A 19,611-nucleotide genomic window follows, 5' to 3' on the forward strand; every position below is an offset into this window, starting at 1 on the left:
ACGCATCCGGCCCGCCCGCCCTTCGACTTCGCGGCTACGCCGCTACGCTCAGGACGAACGGTGAAACGCGCCGGCCTCTTCCAATCCTTGCGGCCGGCGCTCCAGGCCCTTTACGCGTGCCCACCCACCGACGGCGTGCTCGCTTCCAGCTTCTCCAGCTCCTGCGCCACCGCCTCGGGCGAACGCGTGTAGCGGGCCAGCAGCACGTAGAACGCCGGCACCACGAACAGCGACAGCAGCGTGGAGAACGACACGCCGAAGATCACCACGATGCCGATCGTCGCGCGGCTGGCCGAGCCCGGACCGCCGGCCAGCACCAGCGGAATCGCGCCGACCACCGTCGCGATGGAGGTCATCAGGATCGGGCGCAGGCGCACCGTCGAGGCTTCGACGATCGCCTCGCGGATGCTGCGTCCTTCATCGCGCAACTGATTGGCGAATTCCACGATCAGGATGCCGTTCTTCGCCGCCAGGCCCACCAGCATCACGATGCCGATCTGACTGAACAGATTGAGCGTTCCGCCGGTGACCGCCAGGCCAATGAGTGCGCCGAGCACGCCCAGCGGCACCGTCAGCATGATCACGAACGGATGGATGAAGCTCTCGAACTGCGCGGCGAGCACGAGGTACACGACGAGCAACGCCAGGGTGAAGGTCAGCAGCACCGCGCCGCCGGCCTGGATGTACTCGCGCGATTCGCCCTTCCAGTCGATCTGCGCGTGTTCGGGCAGCTCGGTGCGGACGCTGTCCTCCAGCCACTTGATCGCCTCGCCCAGCGGATAGCCCGGCGTGAGACCGGCGCTGATGGTGATCGCACGCAGGCGGTTGAAGCGGTTGAGGCTGCCCGGCTCGGCCAGCTCGCGCAGCGTCACCAGGTTCGACAGCGGAATCAGCGCACCGTCGCGCGCACGCACCTGGATCGCGGCGAGGTCCGCCGGCGAGGCGCGCAGTTCGCGGTCGGACTGCACGATCACGTCGTACTCCTCGCCGTTCTGCACGAAGGTGGTGACGCGGCGGCTGCCCATCATGGTTTCCAGCGCGTGGCCGATGTCGGTCACCGGCACGCCCAGGTCGGCGGCGCGCTGGCGGTCGATCTCCACGCGCATCTGCGGGCGCGTTTCCTTGTAGTCCGAATCGACCGAGAAGAAGCCCGGGTTGGATTCCATCTTCGCGATCAGCTTGTCGCGCCACTGCGCGAGTTCCGCGTACTCCGGCCCGCCCAGCACGATGTTGATCGGCTGGCCGCGCGTGCGCACCAGGCCGCCGGAGACCTGCGGCATCGCGCGCACGCCGGGCAGCTTGCCCAGTTCGCCGCGCAGCGAATCGGCGACCTGCGCGGTGGCGACGTCGCGGTCCTTCCAGTCCTGCAGGAATACCGCGATGCGGCCGGTGTGCATTTCCTCGCTGGCGCCGAAACCGCCCGGAACGCGCGGGTTGTAGCGCTGGATCACCTGGCCCTTGCCGGTGTGCGCGGCGACGATCTTTTCGACCTGCTGCACCTGGCCGACGGTGTAGTCGAAGCCGGCGCCTTCAGGGCCCTGGATGGTGATCTGGAACGAACCGCGGTCTTCGGCCGGCGCGAGTTCCGACGGCACCAGCTTGAGCAGCAGCGCGCTGACGATGATCGTGCCGACCATCACGCCGCCGACGATCAGGAGCAACTGCAACGGCGTGCGATTGGTCGTGCGCGACAGCAGGCTGCCATAGCGCTTGCCGATGCCGGCCAGCCGCGCGTTGACCCAGCGGTTGACGAAGTTCGACTTCTCCTGGCTGTGCGGACGCACCAGCTTGGAGGACATCATCGGCGTCAGCGTCAGCGCGACGAAGGCGGAAATCGCGACCGCGCCGGCCAGTGCCACCGACAACTCGCGGAACAGGCGCCCGGTGTTGCCCTGCATGAAGCCCACCGGCAGGAACACCGCCACCAGCACCGCCGTGGTGGCGATCACCGCGAACGCCACCTGCTGCGTGCCGCGCTTGGCCGCGACCAGGCGCGGTTCGCCCAGGTCAACACGGCGCTGGATGTTCTCCAGCACGACGATCGCATCGTCCACCACCAGGCCGATGCACAACACCAGCGCCAGCAGCGTGAGCAGGTTGATCGAGAAACCGAACAGGTACAGCGGAATGAACGCTGCGATCAAACACACCGGCACTGTCACCGCCGGAATGATCGCGGCGCGGAAGCTGCCCAGGAACAGCCAGATCACGAGCAGCACCAGCACGATCGCTTCGACCAGCGTGTGGTACACGCGCTCCACGGCCGATTCGATGAACACCGTGGTGTCGAAGGCGACGAAGATCTTGGTGCCTTCGGGCAGCGTCTTCTGGATCTGCTCGGCCGCGGCGCGGGCCGCGCGCGCGACGTCGAGCGAGTTCGCCGTGGAGGTCTTGACGATGCCCAGTCCGACGTTGGGCTCGCCGTTGCTGCGGTAGTACGCGCGGCGCTCGGCGGAGGCCAGTTCGATGCGCGACACATCGCCCAGCCGCACGATGTAACCGTCGGTGCCCTTGCCCAGCGGGATCTGCGCGAAGTCTTCCGGCTTCTGGTAGCTGCGCGCCACGCGCAGGGTGAAATCGCGCGCATTGGATTCGATGCGGCCGGCGGGAAGTTCGACGTTCTCCGCTTCCAGTGCGCTTTCCACGTCGTTGACGGTGATGCCGCGCGCAGCCAACGCGTCGCGGTCCAGCCAGATGCGCATCGCATAGCGCTGCTGGCCGCCGATGCGCACCTGCGCCACGCCGTCCACCGAGGACAGGCGGTCGACCACGTAGCGCTCCGCGTAGTCGGACAGCTGCAGCGTGTCCATGCGCGTGGAGCTCATGTTGAGCCACAGGATCGGATCGGCGTCGGCCTCGACCTTTTCGACCTGCGGCGGATCGGCCTCTTCCGGCAGGCGGTTGGTGACGCGGCTCACCGCGTCGCGCACGTCGTTGGCGGCGGCCTCGATCTCGCGCGAGAGCGTGAACTCGATGCTGATCGACGCGCGGCCGTTGACGCTGCGCGATTCGATCGTCTCGATGCCCTCGATGCCGGCCAGCGCGTCTTCCAGGATCTGGGTGATGCGCGTTTCCACCACCGCCGCCGAGGCGCCGGGGTAGTTCACGTCCACCGAGACGATGGGCGGGTCGATCGCGGGCAGTTCGCGCAGGGTCAGGCGCGAGAAGGCCATCACGCCCAGCACGATGATGAGCAGGCTCATCACCGTGGCGAACACGGGACGGCGGATCGAGAGATCGGACAGGTTCATGGCATGACCTCCGGCGTCAGCCGGCCTTCGCCGAGCCGACCTCGCCTGCCGGCGGCTGGTCGCCCTTGGCGTCGACGATGCGTGCGCCCGCGCGCAGCTTGCCCGTGCCGTCGACCACGATGCGGTCGCCGACATTGAGTCCCTGGGTGACTTCGGCCAGCCCCTCGCGGCGGCTGCCGACCTTCACGTCCACGCGTTCGACCGACGAATCGGGCTTGACGCGGTAGACGAACGAATCGCTGCCGACCTGCACGATGGAGATTTCCGGCACCAGCAGCGCCTGGCGTTCCGGGCGCGAGAGCGTGATCTGCACCAGCATGCCCGGGCGCAGCGCGCGGTCGGGATTGGCGAAGTCGCCGCGCACCACCACCGAGCGGGTGGACTCGTCGATGCGGGCATCGATCGTGCTGACCTGGCCTTCGAACGCCCGGCCCGGATAGGCCGCGCTGGTGCCGCTGACCTTCTGGCCGACGGCGAGCACGGCGAGCAGGGCCTCCGGCACCGGGAAGTCGACGTAGACGCGGGCCGTGTCGTCGAGCGTGGCGATGGCCGTGCCCGGCGTGACCAGCGCGCCCGGGCTGACCTGGCGGATGCCGAGCACGCCGCCGAACGGCGCGCGGATCACGCGGTCGCCGATGTCGGCGCGCATCTGCGCCATGCGTGCGCGGGCGGCGTCGCGGATGGCGCGCTGGGTATCGAGCTGCGAGCGCGCGATGAGCTGCTGGCCGGCCAGTTCGGTCTGGCGCTGGTAGAGCTTGTCGGCTTCGTTCGCGGTGGCTTGCGCCTGCTCGAACGCAGCCTGCTGCTGGCGACCGGTGAGCGTGACCAGCGGCGCGCCCGCGGCCACCACGTCGCCGCTTTCGAAATGCACCTTCTCCACCGTCTCGCTGACCTTGGCGGTGACGGTGATGGATTCGCGCGCTTTCACGTTGCCCAGCGCCAGCACCGTGTCGCTGAAGGGCTGCATGCGGACCTGCTGCGTCGTCACCGGGATCGGGCGATCGCCGCCGTCCCTGCGCGCCTCGGCTCCGTTGCTGCCGCAGGCGGTGACCGCACCGGCGAGCATCAGCACGATACTGGCGCGAATGGCGCGGGAGCAGAATCTGAAACCAGGTCGCATGCGGCTCTCTACAGTGGGACGGCGTTTGCCTAAACCGGTGGATTCTAGCGGTCGAGTATCAACGCCTGCGTGGCCCATTGGTTGACAACACATTACGCACAGCGGGGCCAGGGGTCAGAAGGTGAATACCGTCCCGGATGGCCGGTTCGCCCCGCGGGTGCCGTCCGAACTGGATTTGAAGCCCGACTGTGGCACTCTCCGGTGACGGTCTCGTGCATGCCCGCGACCTGCGCCGCGACCCGGCCCTGAGGGCCCTGCCGCCGCCCGACTTCCCCGCCCACGCCCTTCAGCGCCCAGGAGTCGTCCCATGATCCATGACAGCATCCTCGACACCATCGGCCGCACCCCGGTGGTCCGACTGCACCGCCTCGCACCGTCGAACGTGACGCTTTACGTCAAGGTCGAAGCCTTCAATCCCGGTGGCTCGGTCAAGGACCGCCTTGCGTTGGCGATCATTCTGGACGCCGAAGCGCGCGGCCAGCTCAAGCCGGGCGATACGGTGATCGAAGCCACCTCGGGCAATACCGGCGTCGCGCTGGCGATGGTCTGCGCGGCGCGCGGCTACAAGTTCGTCGCGGTGATGAGCGATTCGTTCTCGATGGAGCGCCGCAAGCTGATGCGCGCCTACGGCGCCAAGCTGATCCTCACCCCCGCCGCCGAACGCGGCAGCGGCATGGTGCGGCGTGCGCAGGAACTGGCCGACAAGCACGGTTGGTTCCTCGCGCGGCAGTTCACCAACCCGGCCAATCCCGCCTATCACCGGCAGACCACGGCGGCGGAAATCCTGCGCGATTTCGCCGGTCGCCGGCTCGATCATTTCGTCACCGGCTGGGGCACGGGCGGCACGCTGACCGGTGTGGGCGAAGTGCTGCGCGTCGCCAGGCCCGAAGTGCGCGTGACCACCTGCGAACCGGCGGGCGCATCGCTGCTGGCCGGCAAGGAATGGCAGCCGCACAAGATCCAGGGCTGGACGCCGGACTTCGTGCCGGAGGTGCTCAATCGCGATGTCGCCGACGCGATCCTGCCGATCGACGACGTCACCGCGCGCGACACCGCGCGTCGCCTCGCCGTGGAGGAAGGCATCTTCGTCGGCATTTCGGCCGGCGCCACGGCCGCCGCGGCGCTGGAAGTGGCGCGTAACGCGGACGAAGGCGCGGTGATCCTGGCGATGCTGCCCGACACCGGCGAGCGTTATCTGTCGACGTTCCTCTTCGAGGGCGTCAACGAGGGCTCCGACGACGAGTGGCTGGCGTCGTTGAAGTAGCGGTCGGTTCGCAGGGTGCTCCGGGTTCCGCGACCCGGAGCCGTTGCCCGTCTGCTCGTCATGGCCGGGCGCGTGGCAGCCTGGGTCCCGTCATTCGCCGGGATGACGGCCATTGCGAATGACACCTCCCGAGCCCCGACTGCGCCCATGCCCATCGACGTCATCCAGGCCGACATCACCACGCTCGACGTTGACGCCATCGTCAACGCCGCCAACGAGACCTTGCTCGGCGGTGGCGGTGTGGACGGTGCGATCCATCGCGCGGCGGGGCCCGGGCTGCTCGGCGAATGCCGGGCGTTGCCGGAAGTGCGACCCGGTGTGCGCTGTCCGACCGGCGAGGCGCGTATCACGGGCGGGCATCGGTTGCCCGCGCGGTTCGTGATCCACACGGTCGGGCCGGTATGGCGCGGTGGCGATTCGGGCGAACCTGAGCGGCTTGCGGCCTGCTACCGGGCTTCATTTCGATTGGCCGACGAGCATGGCCTCGCGTCCATCGCGTTTCCGGCGATCAGCTGCGGTGTCTACGGCTATCCGCCGGAACGGGCGGTGCCGATCGCCGTCGCCGCGGCGCGGGCGTGGGTGGATGTCGGCGACCGGCGGGTGACCTTCGCCTGCTTCGGTGCGGCGATGGCGGATCTTTATCGTCGCGCGTTGGCTTGATCTTGCCTCCCAACTTGCCTCCCTCCCTGCTTGCAGGGGAGGGTTGGGGAGGGGTTGCGATGCCGCGAAGCGGCGAGCTCGCCGCGTCACGAAGGTACGGGCTTCGACGGGGTCGTCGCTGCAATCCATGGCGTCGCGCCTTCGCGGCTGTGCCGCCGAGGCGATGACTTCGATGAGGTTATGGCTGCCGTCCGTGGCGTCACGCCGCCGGCTTCGGATCGCCCTGCCCGATCAATCCATGGCCGGTCGTGAGCCGGTGCGCGAAGCTTCGCTTCGCAAGCGCGCCGCCTCACCCCTGCGGCACCCCCGCCATGTCGGGCAACTGATGCGCCACGCCCTTGTGGCAATCGATGCACGTCTTCTCGCGCGTGAACAGCCAGCGCTTGTGGATCTGCGCCGCGCGCGATCCCTGTCGCGTGAGGTCCATCGACTCGTAGTCGTGGCAGTTGCGGCACTCCAGCGAATCGTTCGCCTTCAGGCGCGACCATTCGTGCATCGCCAGTTCGAGGCGGTGATCGACGAACTTCTCGCGCGTGTTGATCGTGCCGAAGATCTTTCCCCAGACCTCCTTCGACGCCTGCATCTTGCGAGCGATCTTGTCCGTCCACTGGTGCGGGACGTGGCAGTCCGGGCATGTCGCGCGCACGCCGGAGCGATTGCTGTAGTGGATGGTCGTCTTCAGCTCCTGGAACACGTTGTCGTGCATCTCATGGCAGCTGGTGCAGAACTTCTCCGTATTCGTCGCCTCCAGCGCGGTGTTGAACCCGCCCCAGAAGAAGATGCCCGCCAGGAATCCCGCCGCGACCAGGAAGCCCAGGCTGTAGTGCACGCTGGGCCGTCGCAGCGTGAGCCAGTACGGTTGGAGCCACTCCCACAGGCGACGCATCACTGCGTCCTCTCCGCCGCTTCGGCGGTCGACGTGCCCGCCTCGGCGGCCGCCAGCACCGCGTCGATGTCCTGGAACTTGTTGCCGACCAGCAACGGTGCATCGGTCTGCACCACGTGGCACTGGTTGCAGAAGTAGCGGCGCGGAGAAATCGACGCGAGGAACTGGTCGTCGCGGTCCATGTAGTGCGTCACGCTGACTGGCGGCGCCTGGAACTTCTCCGCATTCGCGCGCGCGTGGCAGAGCATGCAGCGGTTGGAGTTCTTGTCGACCTGATAGCCATCGATGGCGTGCGGAATCGTCGGCGGCTGCATCGGGTAGGCGCGCACGCGCCTGACATCCGCGTTCTGCACGCGCCACAGCGGCTGCGGTGCGGCTTCCTGGTCCACCGGTATGCCGCGACGCAGTCCGTCGAGCTGGCGCAGGTCGGTACGGCCCAGCGCGGAATCGGCGCGCGCGGGCTGCGTGGCGGCCACCTCGCGCGGGCGTTCATGCTTCTTTTCGTCGGCACGGCCGAACAGCCAGCCGGCGATGAACACCAGCACCATCAAGCCCACCGTGATCCCACCGGCGATCCACAGCGGTCGGTTGCGCGTGAATGAGTTGCTCATGGCATCGCTCCTATGCGCCCAGCACCTTGACCGCGCACTTCTTGTAGTCGGTCTGCTTGGAGATCGGGTCGGTCGCGTCCAGCGTCACCTTGTTGATCAGCTGGCCCGCGTCGAACCACGGCACGAACACCACGCCCGGCGGCATGCGGTTGCGACCGCGCGTCTCCACGCGCGTGCGCATCTCGCCGCGACGCGACACGACGCGCACGTCGTCGCCGCGCTTGAAACCACGCTTGCGTGCATCATCGGGGTTCATGAAGATCATCGCCGTAGGAAAGCTGCGGAACAGCTCCGGCACGCGCATGGTCATCGAACCCGAATGCCAATGCTCCAGCACGCGGCCGGTGACGAGCCACAGGTCGAACTCTTCGTCCGGCGATTCCGCCGCCGGCTCGTACGGCAGCGCCCAGATCACCGCGCGTCCGTCCTTGTTTCCGTAGAACTGGAACCCCGTGCCAGCCTTCACGTACGGGTCGGCACCTTCGCGATAGCGCCAGCGCGTCTCGCGCCCGTTGACGACAGGCCAGCGCAGTCCGTGTGCGCGGTGGTAATCGTCGAACGGCGCCAGGTCGTGGCCGTGGCCGCGGCCGAACACGGCGTATTCCTCGAACAGGCCCTTCTGCACGTAGAAGCCGAAGTGGTGCGACTCGTCGTTGGCGTAGCCCGGCTCGATGTCGGAGACGGGGAAGCGGTCGACATTGCCGTTCTTGAACAGCACGTCGAACAGCGTCTTGCCCTTGAACTGCGGATTCGCGGCGAGGATCTCCGCCGGCCAGCACTCATCGGTGGTGAAGCGCTTGGAGAATTCCATCAGCTGCCACAGATCCGAGCGCGCCTGCGCGGGCGCGTTCACCAACTGGTGCCAGAACTGCGTGCGGCGTTCGGCGTTGCCGTAGGCGCCTTCCTTCTCCACCCACATTGCCGCCGGCAGGATCAGATCGGCCGCCTGCGCGGTGACCGTGGGATACGCATCGGACACGACGATGAAGTTTTCCGGATTGCGATAGCCCGGCCAGGTCTCCTCGTAGAGGTTGGCCGCCGCCTGCATGTTGTTGTTGACCTGCACCCAGTAGGCGTTGAGCTTGCCGTCGCGCAGCATGCGGTTCTGCTCAACCGCGTGGTAACCCGGCTTGGGATTGATGATGCCGTGCGGAATCTTCCAGATTTCCTCGGCGTGCTTGCGGTGCTCGGGATTGGCCACAAGCATGTCGGCCGGCAGGCGATGGCTGAAGGTTCCGACCTCGCGCGCGGTCCCGCACGCGGACGGCTGTCCGGTGAGCGAGAACGGGCTGTTTCCGGGCGTGGAGATCTTCCCCGTCAACAGGTGGATGTTGTAGACCATGTTGTTGCACCACACACCGCGCGTGTGCTGGTTGAAGCCCATGGTCCAGAACGACATCACCTTCGTCTTCGGATCGGCATACAGCTGCGCCAGCTTCTCCAGCCAGCCGCGCTCCACGCCGGTCATCTCCACCGCCTTGTCCAGCGTGTAGGGACGCACGAACGCGGCGAACTCCTCGAACGTGATCGGCTGACCGCCGTTGGCGTCCTTGGCGTTCTTGGCCTTCAGTTCCAGTGGATTGTCCGGGCGCAGGCCGTAACCGATGTCGTCGTTGCCGCGCTTGAAGGAGGTGTGCTTGCTGACGAAATCCTTGTTGACGTTGCCGCTGGTGATGATGTGGTTGGCGATGTAGTTGAGCATGACCAGGTCGGTCTGCGGCTTGAAGACGATCGGGATGTCGGCCAGTTCGAAGCTGCGGTGCTCGAAGGTCGACAGGACCGCCACCTTCACATGCGGATGCGACAGACGGCGGTCGGTGACGCGCGTCCACAGGATCGGATGCATCTCGGCCATGTTCGAGCCCCACAGCACGAACGCGTCGGCGGCCTCGATGTCGTCGTAGCAGCCCATCGGTTCGTCCATGCCGAAGGTGCGCATGAAGCCCATCACCGCCGAGGCCATGCAATGGCGCGCGTTGGGATCGATGTGGTTGCTGCGGAAGCCGGCCTTCATCAGCTTGTTGGCCGCGTAGCCTTCGAAGATCGTCCACTGGCCCGAACCGAACATGCCGATGTAGTCGGCGCCTTTCTCCTTCAGCACCTTCTTGAACTGCGCGGCCATCACGTCGAAGGCCTCGTCCCAGCTCACCTGCGTGAACTCCCCGTCCTTGGCGTACACGCCGTTCTTCTTGCGCAGCAGCGGCATGGTCAAGCGGTCGCTGCCGTACATGATCTTCGACAGGAAGTAGCCCTTGACGCAGTTGATTCCGCGGTTCACCTCGGCGTGAACATCACCGTGCGTGGCGACGACGCGGCCTTCCTTCACCGCGACGTTGACGCCGCAACCGGTGCCGCAGAAACGGCACGGCGCCTTGCTCCATTTCAACGTGGTGAGGTCGCCTTCGGTAACGATGTTTGCGGTCCCGCCGGGCAGCGGCATGCCGGCAGCGGCGGCGGCAGTGGCGACGGCGGTGTTGCGGATGAACTCGCGACGGGTGGTCATGGCGCGACTCCGGGTGCGGCGATGTCTGGGGCGGTCTGCACGGGCGCGTCGAGCGCCTCGCGCGGTTCGGCGTGGTGGTAGACGAGCGCGACGTTGAGCACGCCGGGCAGCGCGCGCAGTGCGTCCATGCGATCGAGCACCGCGTACTGGTCGGCGCACTCGCACAGCACGACGCTGCGGATGTCGCCGCGCAGGGCGAGTTCGAGATCGGCCGTGGCGTCGATGTGCGCCACCATCGCGTCGATCGCCTCGGCCCGGTGCTGGACGACGAAGCTGGCGATGTGGACGTCTGCGTTTTCGTCGGGCTTCATGCCGCCTCCGTGGCGTGCCTGGAAAGCGCCATCGCGCCCACCGGGCAAACGCCGACGCAGGCACCGCAGCCGTTGCAGCGATCGACGTCCACCGTGGGCAGCGGGACGCGTGCGGTCAAAGGAAATGCGATCGCGCGCTCCGGGCAGGCATCGCGGCAGCTGGAGCACACGACGCCGTGGCGCGGCAGGCAGGCCTCGCCAGCCAGCGCGCGCAGCTGCCAGGGTTCGGCCGAAACGTCGCGCGCCAACGCGCGCGGCTTGCAGGCGCGCTCGCATTCGCCGCAGAACGTGCACTCGCCCAGGCGCGGATCGAACACCGCGTAGCCCGCGGCACCGCGCACGAGAACGCGCTCGGGGCAGCGTTCCACGCATGCGCCGCAGGCGGTGCAGGCATCGAGGAAGGCCGCTTCGTCCAACGCCCAGGGCGGTCGCAACGGTGGCGTGGCAGCACGACGGCCGAACAGCAGGGCACGACGCGCGGAGTTCGGCTGGGCCGCCATGTCAGTGCCCCGTCGGCGGGCCGGAGACGAACATCTGCCAGAACCACACGATGAAGCCGTAGGCCGCCACGATGATGATCGTCACCAGCGGGAACACCACCGCCGTGAGGAGGAGGAAGGCCGTTCGCTCACGTCGCTTGATGACGGCGTCATCTGGCTGGTCCATGGCGCGCTCCTGAGTATCGCCGGTGCATGGACGCCGCTTCGTGCGCCGTCCATGACACTCAGTCTGCCGGGGCCTGCGCGCCACGCGCCTTGACCTAGGTCAAGGGCCAAACGCGGCCCTGCACTTCCCGCGCCGCATCGTGATCTACGGGACGTGCAAGCCGCGTATAGAAGATGTGCAGACGCGGCATGGCCGAAGGCGTGTTCATCGCGGCCGGGCACCGATGGCCGATAGTGCGGCAGGGAGGAATCCATGCGTACCGCCGCCCTCGCCCTGATGCTCGCCCTGTGCGCCGACGTGCGCGCGGCCGATCCGGATGACGCGCCGCTGTTCGTCTCGGCGCACTACGCCGACCGCGCCGCGCTGCAGCGCATCGCCGGGCGGTTCCAGCATGTGCTGGTGGACGAGACCACCCGCACCGCACGCTGGGAAGCGACCCGCGAAGAGATTCTGGCCTTGCGCCGCGAGGGCCTGGACGTGCGCATCGACGAGGCCGGCACCGCGCGGCTGCGCGCTTCGGAGCCTGCCCTGCACGTAGGGGCCGACGCGATCACCGGTTTCGCCTGCTATCGCACGGTGGAGGAAACCTACGCCACGATGGACCGCCTGGCCACGCAGCGGCCCGATCTGGCCCGAGTGGTCGACATCGGACCGAGCTGGCTGCGCACGCGCGATGCGAACACGGGCTATCGCATGCGGGCGCTGGTGCTCGGCAACGCGGCGACCGACGCGCAGATCGCCAACAAGCCCAGCATGCTCGTGTACGGCGCGATCCACGCGCGCGAGTACACGCCGGCCGAGCTGCTCACGCGGTTCGGCGAATGGCTGGTGGACGAGTACGGTCGCGATCCCGAAGCGACGTGGCTGATGGACACCTACCGCTTCCACCTGGTGCTGCAGGCCAATCCGGATGGACGCGAACGCGCGCAGTCCGGAGCCTCGTGGCGCAAGAACGTCAACGACCGCAACGGTTCGTGCTCGCCGGACGATTACGGTGTCGACCTCAACCGCAATTTCCCGTTCCGCTGGAACGGTGCGGTCGACGGGTCCAGTGGCAATCCCTGCGCGGGCACCTACCGTGGCCCGCAAGGCGCATCCGAGCCGGAAACGCTGAACCTGCTGCGCTACGCCGCGGGCGTGCCCGATGCCGGCGGCGTCTATCGCGGCGGGCTGTTTCCCGATCGTCGCGGCGATGCCGCCTCATCGCCCGCGCCGGCCGACTATCGCGGCCTCTTCATCGACCTGCACAGCTACTCCAAGCTCGTGCTGTGGCCGTGGTCGCACACGGCCTCGGCCAGTGCCAACTACCGGGAACTGCGCACGCTCGGCCGGCGCCTGGCGTGGTTCAACGACTACGCGCCACGGCAGTGGGTCGGCCTGTACATCGCCGACGGCACCACCACCGACACGATGTACGGCCTGCTCGGCGTGCCGAGCTACACGATCGAAATGGGCGTGGCCTTCTTCGAAAGCTGCACGACTTTCCAGAACACCACGCTGCCGCGCAACCTCGCCGCGTTGCGCTATGCCGCACGCAACCTCACCGCGCCCTACCTGTATCCGGGCGGACCCGATGCGGTTTCGGTGAGCGTGTCGCCCGCGAGCGTGCGCGCGGGGCAGCCGGTCATCGTCACCGCGGTTCTCGACGACAGCCGCTACAAGCAGAGCAACGGCACGGAAGCGGTGCACACCGTCACCGCCGCCTCGGCCTATCTGAACCAGCGACCGTGGAGCGCCGGCGCGGTGCGCATCGCAATGCAGGCCGGCGACGGCGCCTTCGACGCGAGCCGTGAAACCGTGCGCGCCACGCTCGCCACGAACGGCCTGGCGCCCGGCCGACACGCGGTGTTCGTGCGCGGCGGCGATGCCTCCGGTGCGGTGGGGACGCCAAACGCGGCGTACTTCACCGTCGTGCCCTGAAAAAGAAAGCCGGCGCGAGGCCGGCTTTCTTCGTAACAGCAATGGACGCCTGCGCTTACGCGGCCTGCTTCCACTGGCCCAGCGCGGCCAGGCCGTTGTCGCGGGCGCGCTCGTACACGGTCTGCTGCGCGCGGGCGAAGTTGTTCACCAGGTCCTGCGACCACAGCTTCAGCGCGGCGGCCTGCATGGCGCGGCCGTAGGAGAACGACAGCGGCCACGGGTTCGGGCCCATCTGGTTCATCGCGTTGAGGTGCGCGGTGGCGGCCTCGTCCGACTGGCCGCCCGAGAGGAACACGATGCCCGGCAGCGTGGCCGGCACGGTCGACTTCAGGCACTGCAGCGTCGCGGCGGCCACTTCGTCGTAGCCCACGTCTTCGCCGCTGGTGGTGCCCGGCACGACCATCGAGGCCTTCAGGATGGTGCCTTCCAGCAGCACGTTGTGCTCGTACAGCGAAGCGAACAGCGAACGCAGCGAGACTTCGGTGACCTCGAAGCAGGTTTCCAGGTCGTGGCTGCCGTCCATGATCACTTCCGGCTCGACCATCGGCACCAGGCCCTGCTCCTGGCAAAGCGCGGCGTAGCGGGCCAGCGCGTGGGCGTTGGCGTCGATGCAGGTGCCCGACGGAATGTCGTCGCCGATGTTGATCACCGCGCGCCACTTGGCGAAGCGGGCGCCGAGCTTGTAGTACTCCTCCAGGCGGGCGCGCAGGCCGTCCAGGCCCTCGGTCACCACTTCGCCCGGGAAACCGGCGAGGTTGTGCGTGCCCTTGTCGACCTTGATGCCCGGGATCATGCCGTTGTCGGCCATGTACTTGGCGAACGGCACGCCGTCGCTGGTGGACTGGCGGATGGTCTCGTCGAACAGGATCGCGCCGGAGATGTACTCGTTGAGCTTCGGCGTGGTCAGCAGCAGCTCGCGGTAGCGGCGGCGGTTCTCTTCGGTGTTCTCGATGCCGACGCCGGCGAAACGCTTGGCGCAGGTCGCGCCCGACTCGTCGATGGCGATGATGCCCTTGCCCGGGGCCATCATTGCCTGGGCGGTTTCGGCAAGCTGTTCGATGCTCATGGGTCGTCCTGCGGGAGCGGTGGGAAGCCCGACATTATAGCCGCAGCGTTCCGTTCCCGGACGGGCCGCAGGACTAGAAATCAACCACTTGCAGACCAGACACCCCCGAATCCAATACCACTTGGGGTGTATGCGGTTACATGGCCGCCGAACGGTATGCCGTCCCGTCAGGGCCCGGCGAGCGCCTCGCGCATGACCCGGTTGGCCGACTCGCGCGTGCGCAGGAAAGCGCCGTCCTCGTCGATGCCCGGGACGAAGTCAGCATCGGCCAACCGCGCGTTCTTGAGCGCCACGATCCGGGTGTAACAGGCGTCCATCGACTCCGCGTGCGGGCAGCCGAGGAGGTGGTAGAACTCGTGCACGGTCGCCTTCGCGGGCGAAGTGAAGACCTGGTTCAACGACACTCGCGTCGCCACCACGTAGCCGCGCGTGTGCGTCGGGTCGTCAACCATGCCGAGCACCTCCGGCATAACCAGGCCCCACAGTGCGTCGCCGGCATTGCGGTCGACGAAGGCCACCAGGCGGTCGCAGGGCGCTTCCACTTCGCGGCGCACGATGTCGTCGAACAGACGCTCATGGGTGAAGCCGGCGCGTTGCCACGGGCGCGCCCACGGGACGACGACATCGATGCCGTAGGACCTGAACTCCTTGTTGACCGCCGCGATGAGCGTGTCGATGCGCTGCGGCGTCACGTCGTCGGTATGCAGCACGCAGACGCGCAGCTGCATCGGCGGTCCGTAATCGTGGGCAAAGCGTTCGCGCGTGTGCATGCCGACGCTGGTACAGCCGGCCATCCACAGCGCCAGCATGACCACCACTACGATCCTGAAGCGTGCAACCGCCGACCGCCCCTCGCTTGCCATGACAGCCCCCCCCCGCAACTGGTTCACGGCGTGAACCGCTGCGCGAAAGATTCTCATGGAAATTAGGCGAAGGAAAAGATAGCGCCGAGCCTGGGCCCGGCGCGCAGATCAGAGCTCGCCCAGCCCCTCGGCCGTGCCGCCCTCGCCCACCTGCAGCAGGCGCAGGGTGTTGGTCGCGCCGAGCTGCTCCATGTGGTCGCCGCTGGTGAACATCACGCGTTCGCCCACGCTGAGCAGGTTCAGGTCGAACAGTTCCTTGACCGCCTTGCGCGCGGCATCGCGCGAGCTCAGGCCGCGGCTGTCGAAGTCGTGCGCCACCACGTCGCGCATCAGGCCCATGCGCCGGCGCGCGCCGTCGTGGCGCGAGAGCGCGTAGATCGGTACCTGCGAACGGAAGCGCGACAGGAAGCGCGCCGTGCCGCCGGATTCGGTCATGGCGATGATCGCGCGCACGCCGATGTGCTCGGACAGGAACATCGCCGCCATGGCGATGGCCTGGTCGGCGCGTTCGAGGTTACGCGGTGCGGCTTCGAAATCGGTGTCGTGGTTGAACTGGCGTTCGGCGCCCAGGCAGATGCGCGCCATCGCCTCCACCGCCTTGACCGGATAGCGACCCGCCGCGGATTCCTGCGACAGCATCACCGCATCGGTGCCGTCGATGACGGCGTTGGCGACGTCGAGTACTTCGGCGCGCGTCGGGATCGGGCTGTCCACCATCGACTGCAACATCTGCGTGGCGGTGATGACAACCTTGTTGCGCTCCAGCGCCTCGCGGATGATCTTCTTCTGCAGGCCCGGAAGCTCGGCGTCGCCGATCTCCACGCCCAGGTCGCCGCGCGCGACCATCACCACGTCGGAGGCATCGACGATCTCGGTCAGGTTCTCGATCGCCTCGGCGCGTTCGACCTTGGCGACGAGCGCGGCATCGCTGCCGTTCTCGCGCGCGATGCGGCGCGCTTCGTTCATGTCGGCGGCATTGCGGCAGAACGACACGGCGATGAAGTCCGCGCCCAGTTCGGCGGCGACCTTGATGAGTTCCTTGTCGCGTTCGGTCAGCGCGCCCAGCGACAGGCCGCCGCCGAGCTTGTTCAGTCCCTTGCGATCCGACAGCGCGCCGTCGTTGAGGACGGTGGTGACGATGCGCTCACCTTCCACCGCGCCCACGCGCAGTTGCAACAGGCCGTCGTCGAGCAGGAGCACGTCGCCGGGGCGAACGTCGTTGGGCAGGCCGAGGTAGCTCACGCCGACCTCGCGCAGGTTGCCCAGCGGCGCGTCGTTGCTGGCGACCAGGTCGAAGCGGTCGCCGGTCTTGAGCAGCACGCGGCCTTCGGCGAAGCGCTCGATGCGGATCTTCGGGCCGGGAAGGTCGGCGAGGATGCCGACTTCCACGCCGACGCGTTGCGCGGCTTCGCGCACGGCGTTGGCGCGGGCGATCTGCGAAGACGGATCGCCGTGGGAGAAATTGAGGCGGACAACGTCGACGCCGGCGGTGAGCAGTGCGTCGAGGACGCCCGGCGGATCAGTGGCCGGGCCGAGGGTGGCGAGGATCTTGGTGCGGCGTCTTGTGGTCGTCATCGAATGCAGGTCCAGAGAACCCTTGGACGCTAACACAGCTCTTCGTACTTTCGGTTTGACTCCATCCGCAGGCCCGCCATACCGCGGCGCATCCGCGAAAGTGGTCTGATATCCCCCACCCGAAAGCAGACCACCGCGCGCCGCGAGGCCGCCTCGGGGCGGTCCCGCACCGTGTCGCTGCGCGAAACCTCGAGAGACCGCCGCCGGCTCAGGCGGCCAGCAGTCCGGGCAGGTCCTGCGGCGTGGACGCCAGGTGAAGCGCACCGGCCTCGCGCAGTTCAGTCTCGCCGCCAAAGCCCCACAGCACGCCGATGTTGCGCATGCCGTGGTGGCGCGCGCCTTCGATGTCCATGCGGCGGTCGCCGATCATCCAGCACTCGCCGGCGGGCAGATCGAAGCGGCGCAGGGCCTCGGCGATGAGCTGGTCCTTGTGGCTGATGCTTCCGTCCAGCGTGGCGCCGATCACGTCGACGAAGCGATGCCCGAACGGCAGGTGGTCGACGATCTTGCGTGCGTGCGGCTCGTTCTTGGCGGTGACCACGGCCAGCGTGTAGCCGGCGCCGTGCAGCGATTCGATGGTTTCGCCGATGCCGGCGTAGACCTCGTGCTCGGCCCAGCCGTGGGTTTCGAAGCGGTCGCGGTAATGCAGCACGGCTTGCTCGACCTTCGCCTCGTCGTTCAACAACGGACCGAAGCTGGTGCGCAACGCGGGGCCGATCCAGCGCCGCAGCTCCTCGTGCGGCGGCACCGGCAGGTCCATCGCGACCAGCGCGTGCTCGACGCAGCGGGTGATGCCGATCGCGGAGTCGATCAGCGTGCCGTCCATGTCGAAGAAGAGCGTTGCCATGCGTATTCAGTCCTTACAGGCCGTGTGGTACCGCAGATTTCGCTCGCCCCTGCACGGCACACCGTTCGTCCTGAGCGTAGCGAAGCGGAGTCGAAGGATGGACGGGTCGGACGCTCCCGGCCGCTCGCCCTTCGACTTCGGCGCTGCGCGCCTACGCTCAGGGCGAACGGTGCAGGGAACAAGCCTCCGGCGTTACGCCGCGCGCGCCTTCAACGCCGTCACCGCCGGCAGTTCCTTGCCTTCCAGGAACTCCAGGAACGCGCCGCCACCGGTGGAGATGTACGACACGTCGTTCTCGATGCCGTACTTGTCCACGGCCGCGAGCGTGTCGCCGCCGCCGGCGATGGAGAACGCCTTCGACGACGCGATCGCGCGCGCCAGCGTTTCCGTGCCCTTGCCGAAGGCGTCGAACTCGAACACGCCGACCGGGCCGTTCCACACGACCGTGCCGGCGGCCTTGATGAGCTCGGCGTAACGCGCGGCGGTCTGCGGGCCGATGTCGAGGATCATGTCGTCCGCGCCCACGGCGTCGACGGCCTTGACCGTGGCCGGCGCATCGGCGGCGAAGGCCGGCGCGACGACGACGTCGGTGGGCACGGGAATGTCGGCGCCACGCGCCTTGGCGTCGGCCATGATCTTCTTCGCGGTATCGATGAGATCCATCTCGACCAGCGATTTGCCGACGCTGTGACCCATCGCGGCGATGAAGGTGTTGGCGATGCCGCCACCGACGATCAGCTGATCGACCTTGGACACCAGCGACGACAACAGCTCCAGCTTGGTGGAGACCTTCGAGCCGGCAACGATGGCCAGCAGCGGACGCGCCGGGTTGTCCAGCGCCTTGGCGAGGGCGTCGAGTTCGGCCATCAGCAGCGGGCCGCCCGCAGCCACTTTCGCGAACTTGATGGCGCCGTGCGTGGAAGCCTGCGCGCGGTGCGCGGTGCCGAAGGCGTCCATGACGTACACGTCGCACAGCGCGGCGTACTTCTTCGACAGCGCTTCGTCGTCCTTGCCCTCGCCGACGTTCATGCGGCAGTTCTCCAGCAGCACGAGCTGGCCCGGCTTCACCTCGACGCCGTCGACCCAGTCCTTCACCAGCGGCACGTCGATGCCGAGCAGCTCCGAAAGACGCTTCGCCACCGGCGCCAGCGAGTCCTCCTGCGTCCAGGTGCCCTCCTTCGGGCGGCCCAGGTGCGAGGTGACCATCACCGCGGCGCCCATCGAAAGCGCCAGCTTCATCGTCGGCAGCGCGGCGGTGATGCGCTGTTCGGACGTGATGCGGCCGTCGTCGATGGGCACGTTGAGATCCTCGCGGATCAGCACGCGCTTGCCTTGGAGGTCGAGGTCGGACATGCGGAGGATGGACATGGGCGGTCGCCTTTGGGCCCTCTCGTCGAGGGGAAATGGGAGGGTGGTCGATCGCACGGGCGCACGTCGGTGCGCCGCGCGTGGGGCGGCATTGTCCCCCGCGTGGACGCGCCGCGGCAAATCGGCGCGCCCGCATGTTCCACGGTTATCCACAACATTTAGCGTTGACGTATCACCGAACCCCCACTATGTTGTGGCCCGTCGGTGCCGACCTCGCGGTCGGCTTAAAAGGGAAGCCCGGTGCGGACGAACGTCCAAGGCCGGCACTGCCCCGCAGCGGTAAGGGAAACGAACGAGCCATGCCACTGGGCAAACGCCCGGGAAGAGGCTCCGTAGGAAGAGGCGATACCGCCTCGCGTCCCGAGTCCGAAGACCTGCCGACAACCGCGCGTTGCACACCGCGCGGTGCCGGCCAGGGAGTCTTCGGAGGGAAGACGGTCGGTGTCGCATCGATGACGGCGTTCTGCCGCCATCGCGCCCGCCGTCTCGGGCTGCGCGACACCCCGTCCACATCATCCAGGCTCCCGCGCCCGCGTCGTCCTTCGAGGGAAAGGACGGCCAGACGTGCGCCCACGCACTGGAGTCGCCATGACCATCACCACGCAAGCGCCCGCCGTCGCCTCGCCGACCGACGCCGCACCGCAGCGCGCGCCCGCCGACCACGCGCCCGCCGGCTTCGCCCTGACCCCGCCCGCGGCCA

16 protein-coding genes and 1 riboswitch are annotated in these 19,611 nt (G+C 67.8%); of the genes, 3 read left to right on the forward strand and 13 right to left on the reverse strand.

Features of this window, described 5'->3' with window-relative positions; all coding sequences use genetic code 11:
• Positions 1-110 precede the first annotated feature (110 nt).
• Together JI752_RS11605 and JI752_RS11610 are read right to left on the reverse strand one after the other, a co-directional pair.
• Positions 111-3,251, reverse strand: coding sequence for an efflux RND transporter permease subunit (locus tag JI752_RS11605; protein WP_216964002.1), 3,141 nt, complete (start codon positions 3,249-3,251; stop codon positions 111-113).
• A 16-nt stretch (positions 3,252-3,267) separates the two neighbouring features.
• Positions 3,268-4,317 carry an efflux RND transporter periplasmic adaptor subunit gene (locus tag JI752_RS11610; RefSeq protein WP_254200707.1) on the reverse strand — a complete coding sequence of 350 codons (1,050 nt, stop codon included), beginning with the start codon at positions 4,315-4,317 and terminating at the stop codon, positions 3,268-3,270.
• Between the two features lie 361 nt (positions 4,318-4,678).
• Here JI752_RS11610 and cysK point away from each other — a divergent pair, with 361 nt between their 5' ends.
• Together cysK and JI752_RS11620 are read left to right on the forward strand one after the other, a co-directional pair.
• Positions 4,679-5,635 (forward strand): cysteine synthase A, encoded by a 957-nt coding sequence (gene cysK / locus JI752_RS11615; RefSeq protein ID WP_216964006.1) that lies wholly within the window; start codon positions 4,679-4,681, stop codon positions 5,633-5,635.
• 147 nt (positions 5,636-5,782) lie between these two features.
• Positions 5,783-6,295, forward strand: a complete 513-nt coding sequence (locus tag JI752_RS11620) for an O-acetyl-ADP-ribose deacetylase (RefSeq protein WP_216964008.1) — start codon at positions 5,783-5,785, stop codon at positions 6,293-6,295.
• A gap of 289 nt (positions 6,296-6,584) precedes the next feature.
• Here JI752_RS11620 and JI752_RS11625 read toward each other — a convergent pair whose 3' ends face one another.
• Genes JI752_RS11625 through JI752_RS11650 form a run of 6 tightly spaced genes read right to left on the reverse strand, consistent with a single transcriptional unit; the run spans position 6,585 to position 11,272 of the window.
• Positions 6,585-7,181 (reverse strand): NapC/NirT family cytochrome c, encoded by a 597-nt coding sequence (locus tag JI752_RS11625; RefSeq protein WP_216964010.1) that lies wholly within the window; start codon positions 7,179-7,181, stop codon positions 6,585-6,587.
• Positions 7,181-7,792 (reverse strand): nitrate reductase cytochrome c-type subunit, encoded by a 612-nt coding sequence (locus tag JI752_RS11630; RefSeq protein ID WP_254200564.1) that lies wholly within the window; start codon positions 7,790-7,792, stop codon positions 7,181-7,183. The genes JI752_RS11625 and JI752_RS11630 overlap by 1 nt, the downstream gene beginning before the upstream one ends.
• Before the next feature lie 10 nt (positions 7,793-7,802).
• Positions 7,803-10,295 (reverse strand): periplasmic nitrate reductase subunit alpha, encoded by a 2,493-nt coding sequence (napA, locus tag JI752_RS11635; RefSeq protein WP_216964011.1) that lies wholly within the window; start codon positions 10,293-10,295, stop codon positions 7,803-7,805.
• A complete protein-coding gene (locus tag JI752_RS11640; protein ID WP_216964013.1) occupies positions 10,292-10,606 on the reverse strand; it encodes a chaperone NapD in 315 nt (104 codons plus the stop codon). The genes napA and JI752_RS11640 overlap by 4 nt, the downstream gene beginning before the upstream one ends.
• Positions 10,603-11,106, reverse strand: a complete 504-nt coding sequence (gene napF / locus JI752_RS11645) for a ferredoxin-type protein NapF (RefSeq protein WP_216964015.1) — start codon at positions 11,104-11,106, stop codon at positions 10,603-10,605. The genes JI752_RS11640 and napF overlap by 4 nt, the downstream gene beginning before the upstream one ends.
• Position 11,107: 1 nt before the next feature.
• Entirely contained in the window at positions 11,108-11,272 is a 165-nt protein-coding gene (locus tag JI752_RS11650; protein ID WP_216964017.1) for a periplasmic nitrate reductase, NapE protein, read from the reverse strand.
• 252 nt (positions 11,273-11,524) lie between these two features.
• On the opposite strand from JI752_RS11650, the gene JI752_RS11655 reads away from it, so the two are divergent.
• Positions 11,525-13,192, forward strand: coding sequence for a M14 family zinc carboxypeptidase (locus JI752_RS11655; RefSeq protein WP_216964018.1), 1,668 nt, complete (start codon positions 11,525-11,527; stop codon positions 13,190-13,192).
• 55 nt (positions 13,193-13,247) lie between these two features.
• On the opposite strand, the gene JI752_RS11660 is transcribed toward JI752_RS11655, so the two are convergent.
• The 5 genes from JI752_RS11660 to JI752_RS11680 all read right to left on the reverse strand — a co-directional run bounded on the left by JI752_RS11660 (position 13,248) and on the right by JI752_RS11680 (position 18,911).
• The gene (locus JI752_RS11660; protein ID WP_216964019.1) at positions 13,248-14,258 is read right to left on the reverse strand and encodes a class I fructose-bisphosphate aldolase; all 1,011 of its coding nucleotides are present in this window, start codon (positions 14,256-14,258) and stop codon (positions 13,248-13,250) included.
• A 167-nt stretch (positions 14,259-14,425) separates the two neighbouring features.
• Positions 14,426-15,073, reverse strand: a complete 648-nt coding sequence (locus JI752_RS11665) for a hypothetical protein (protein WP_216964020.1) — start codon at positions 15,071-15,073, stop codon at positions 14,426-14,428.
• 156 nt (positions 15,074-15,229) lie between these two features.
• Complete coding sequence (gene pyk / locus JI752_RS11670) at positions 15,230-16,696, reverse strand: pyruvate kinase (RefSeq protein ID WP_216964022.1); 1,467 nt, start codon at positions 16,694-16,696, stop codon at positions 15,230-15,232.
• Between the two features lie 208 nt (positions 16,697-16,904).
• Positions 16,905-17,543, reverse strand: coding sequence for an HAD hydrolase-like protein (locus JI752_RS11675; RefSeq protein WP_216964024.1), 639 nt, complete (start codon positions 17,541-17,543; stop codon positions 16,905-16,907).
• Between the two features lie 192 nt (positions 17,544-17,735).
• The gene (locus JI752_RS11680; protein ID WP_216964026.1) at positions 17,736-18,911 is read right to left on the reverse strand and encodes a phosphoglycerate kinase; all 1,176 of its coding nucleotides are present in this window, start codon (positions 18,909-18,911) and stop codon (positions 17,736-17,738) included.
• 185 nt (positions 18,912-19,096) lie between these two features.
• Positions 19,097-19,308: riboswitch (cobalamin riboswitch) on the forward strand.
• Positions 19,309-19,611: the final 303 nt, after the last annotated feature.

Origin of the sequence: Lysobacter sp. MMG2, assembly GCF_016735495.2 — a bacterium.
Classification (GTDB): domain Bacteria; phylum Pseudomonadota; class Gammaproteobacteria; order Xanthomonadales; family Xanthomonadaceae; genus Lysobacter_J.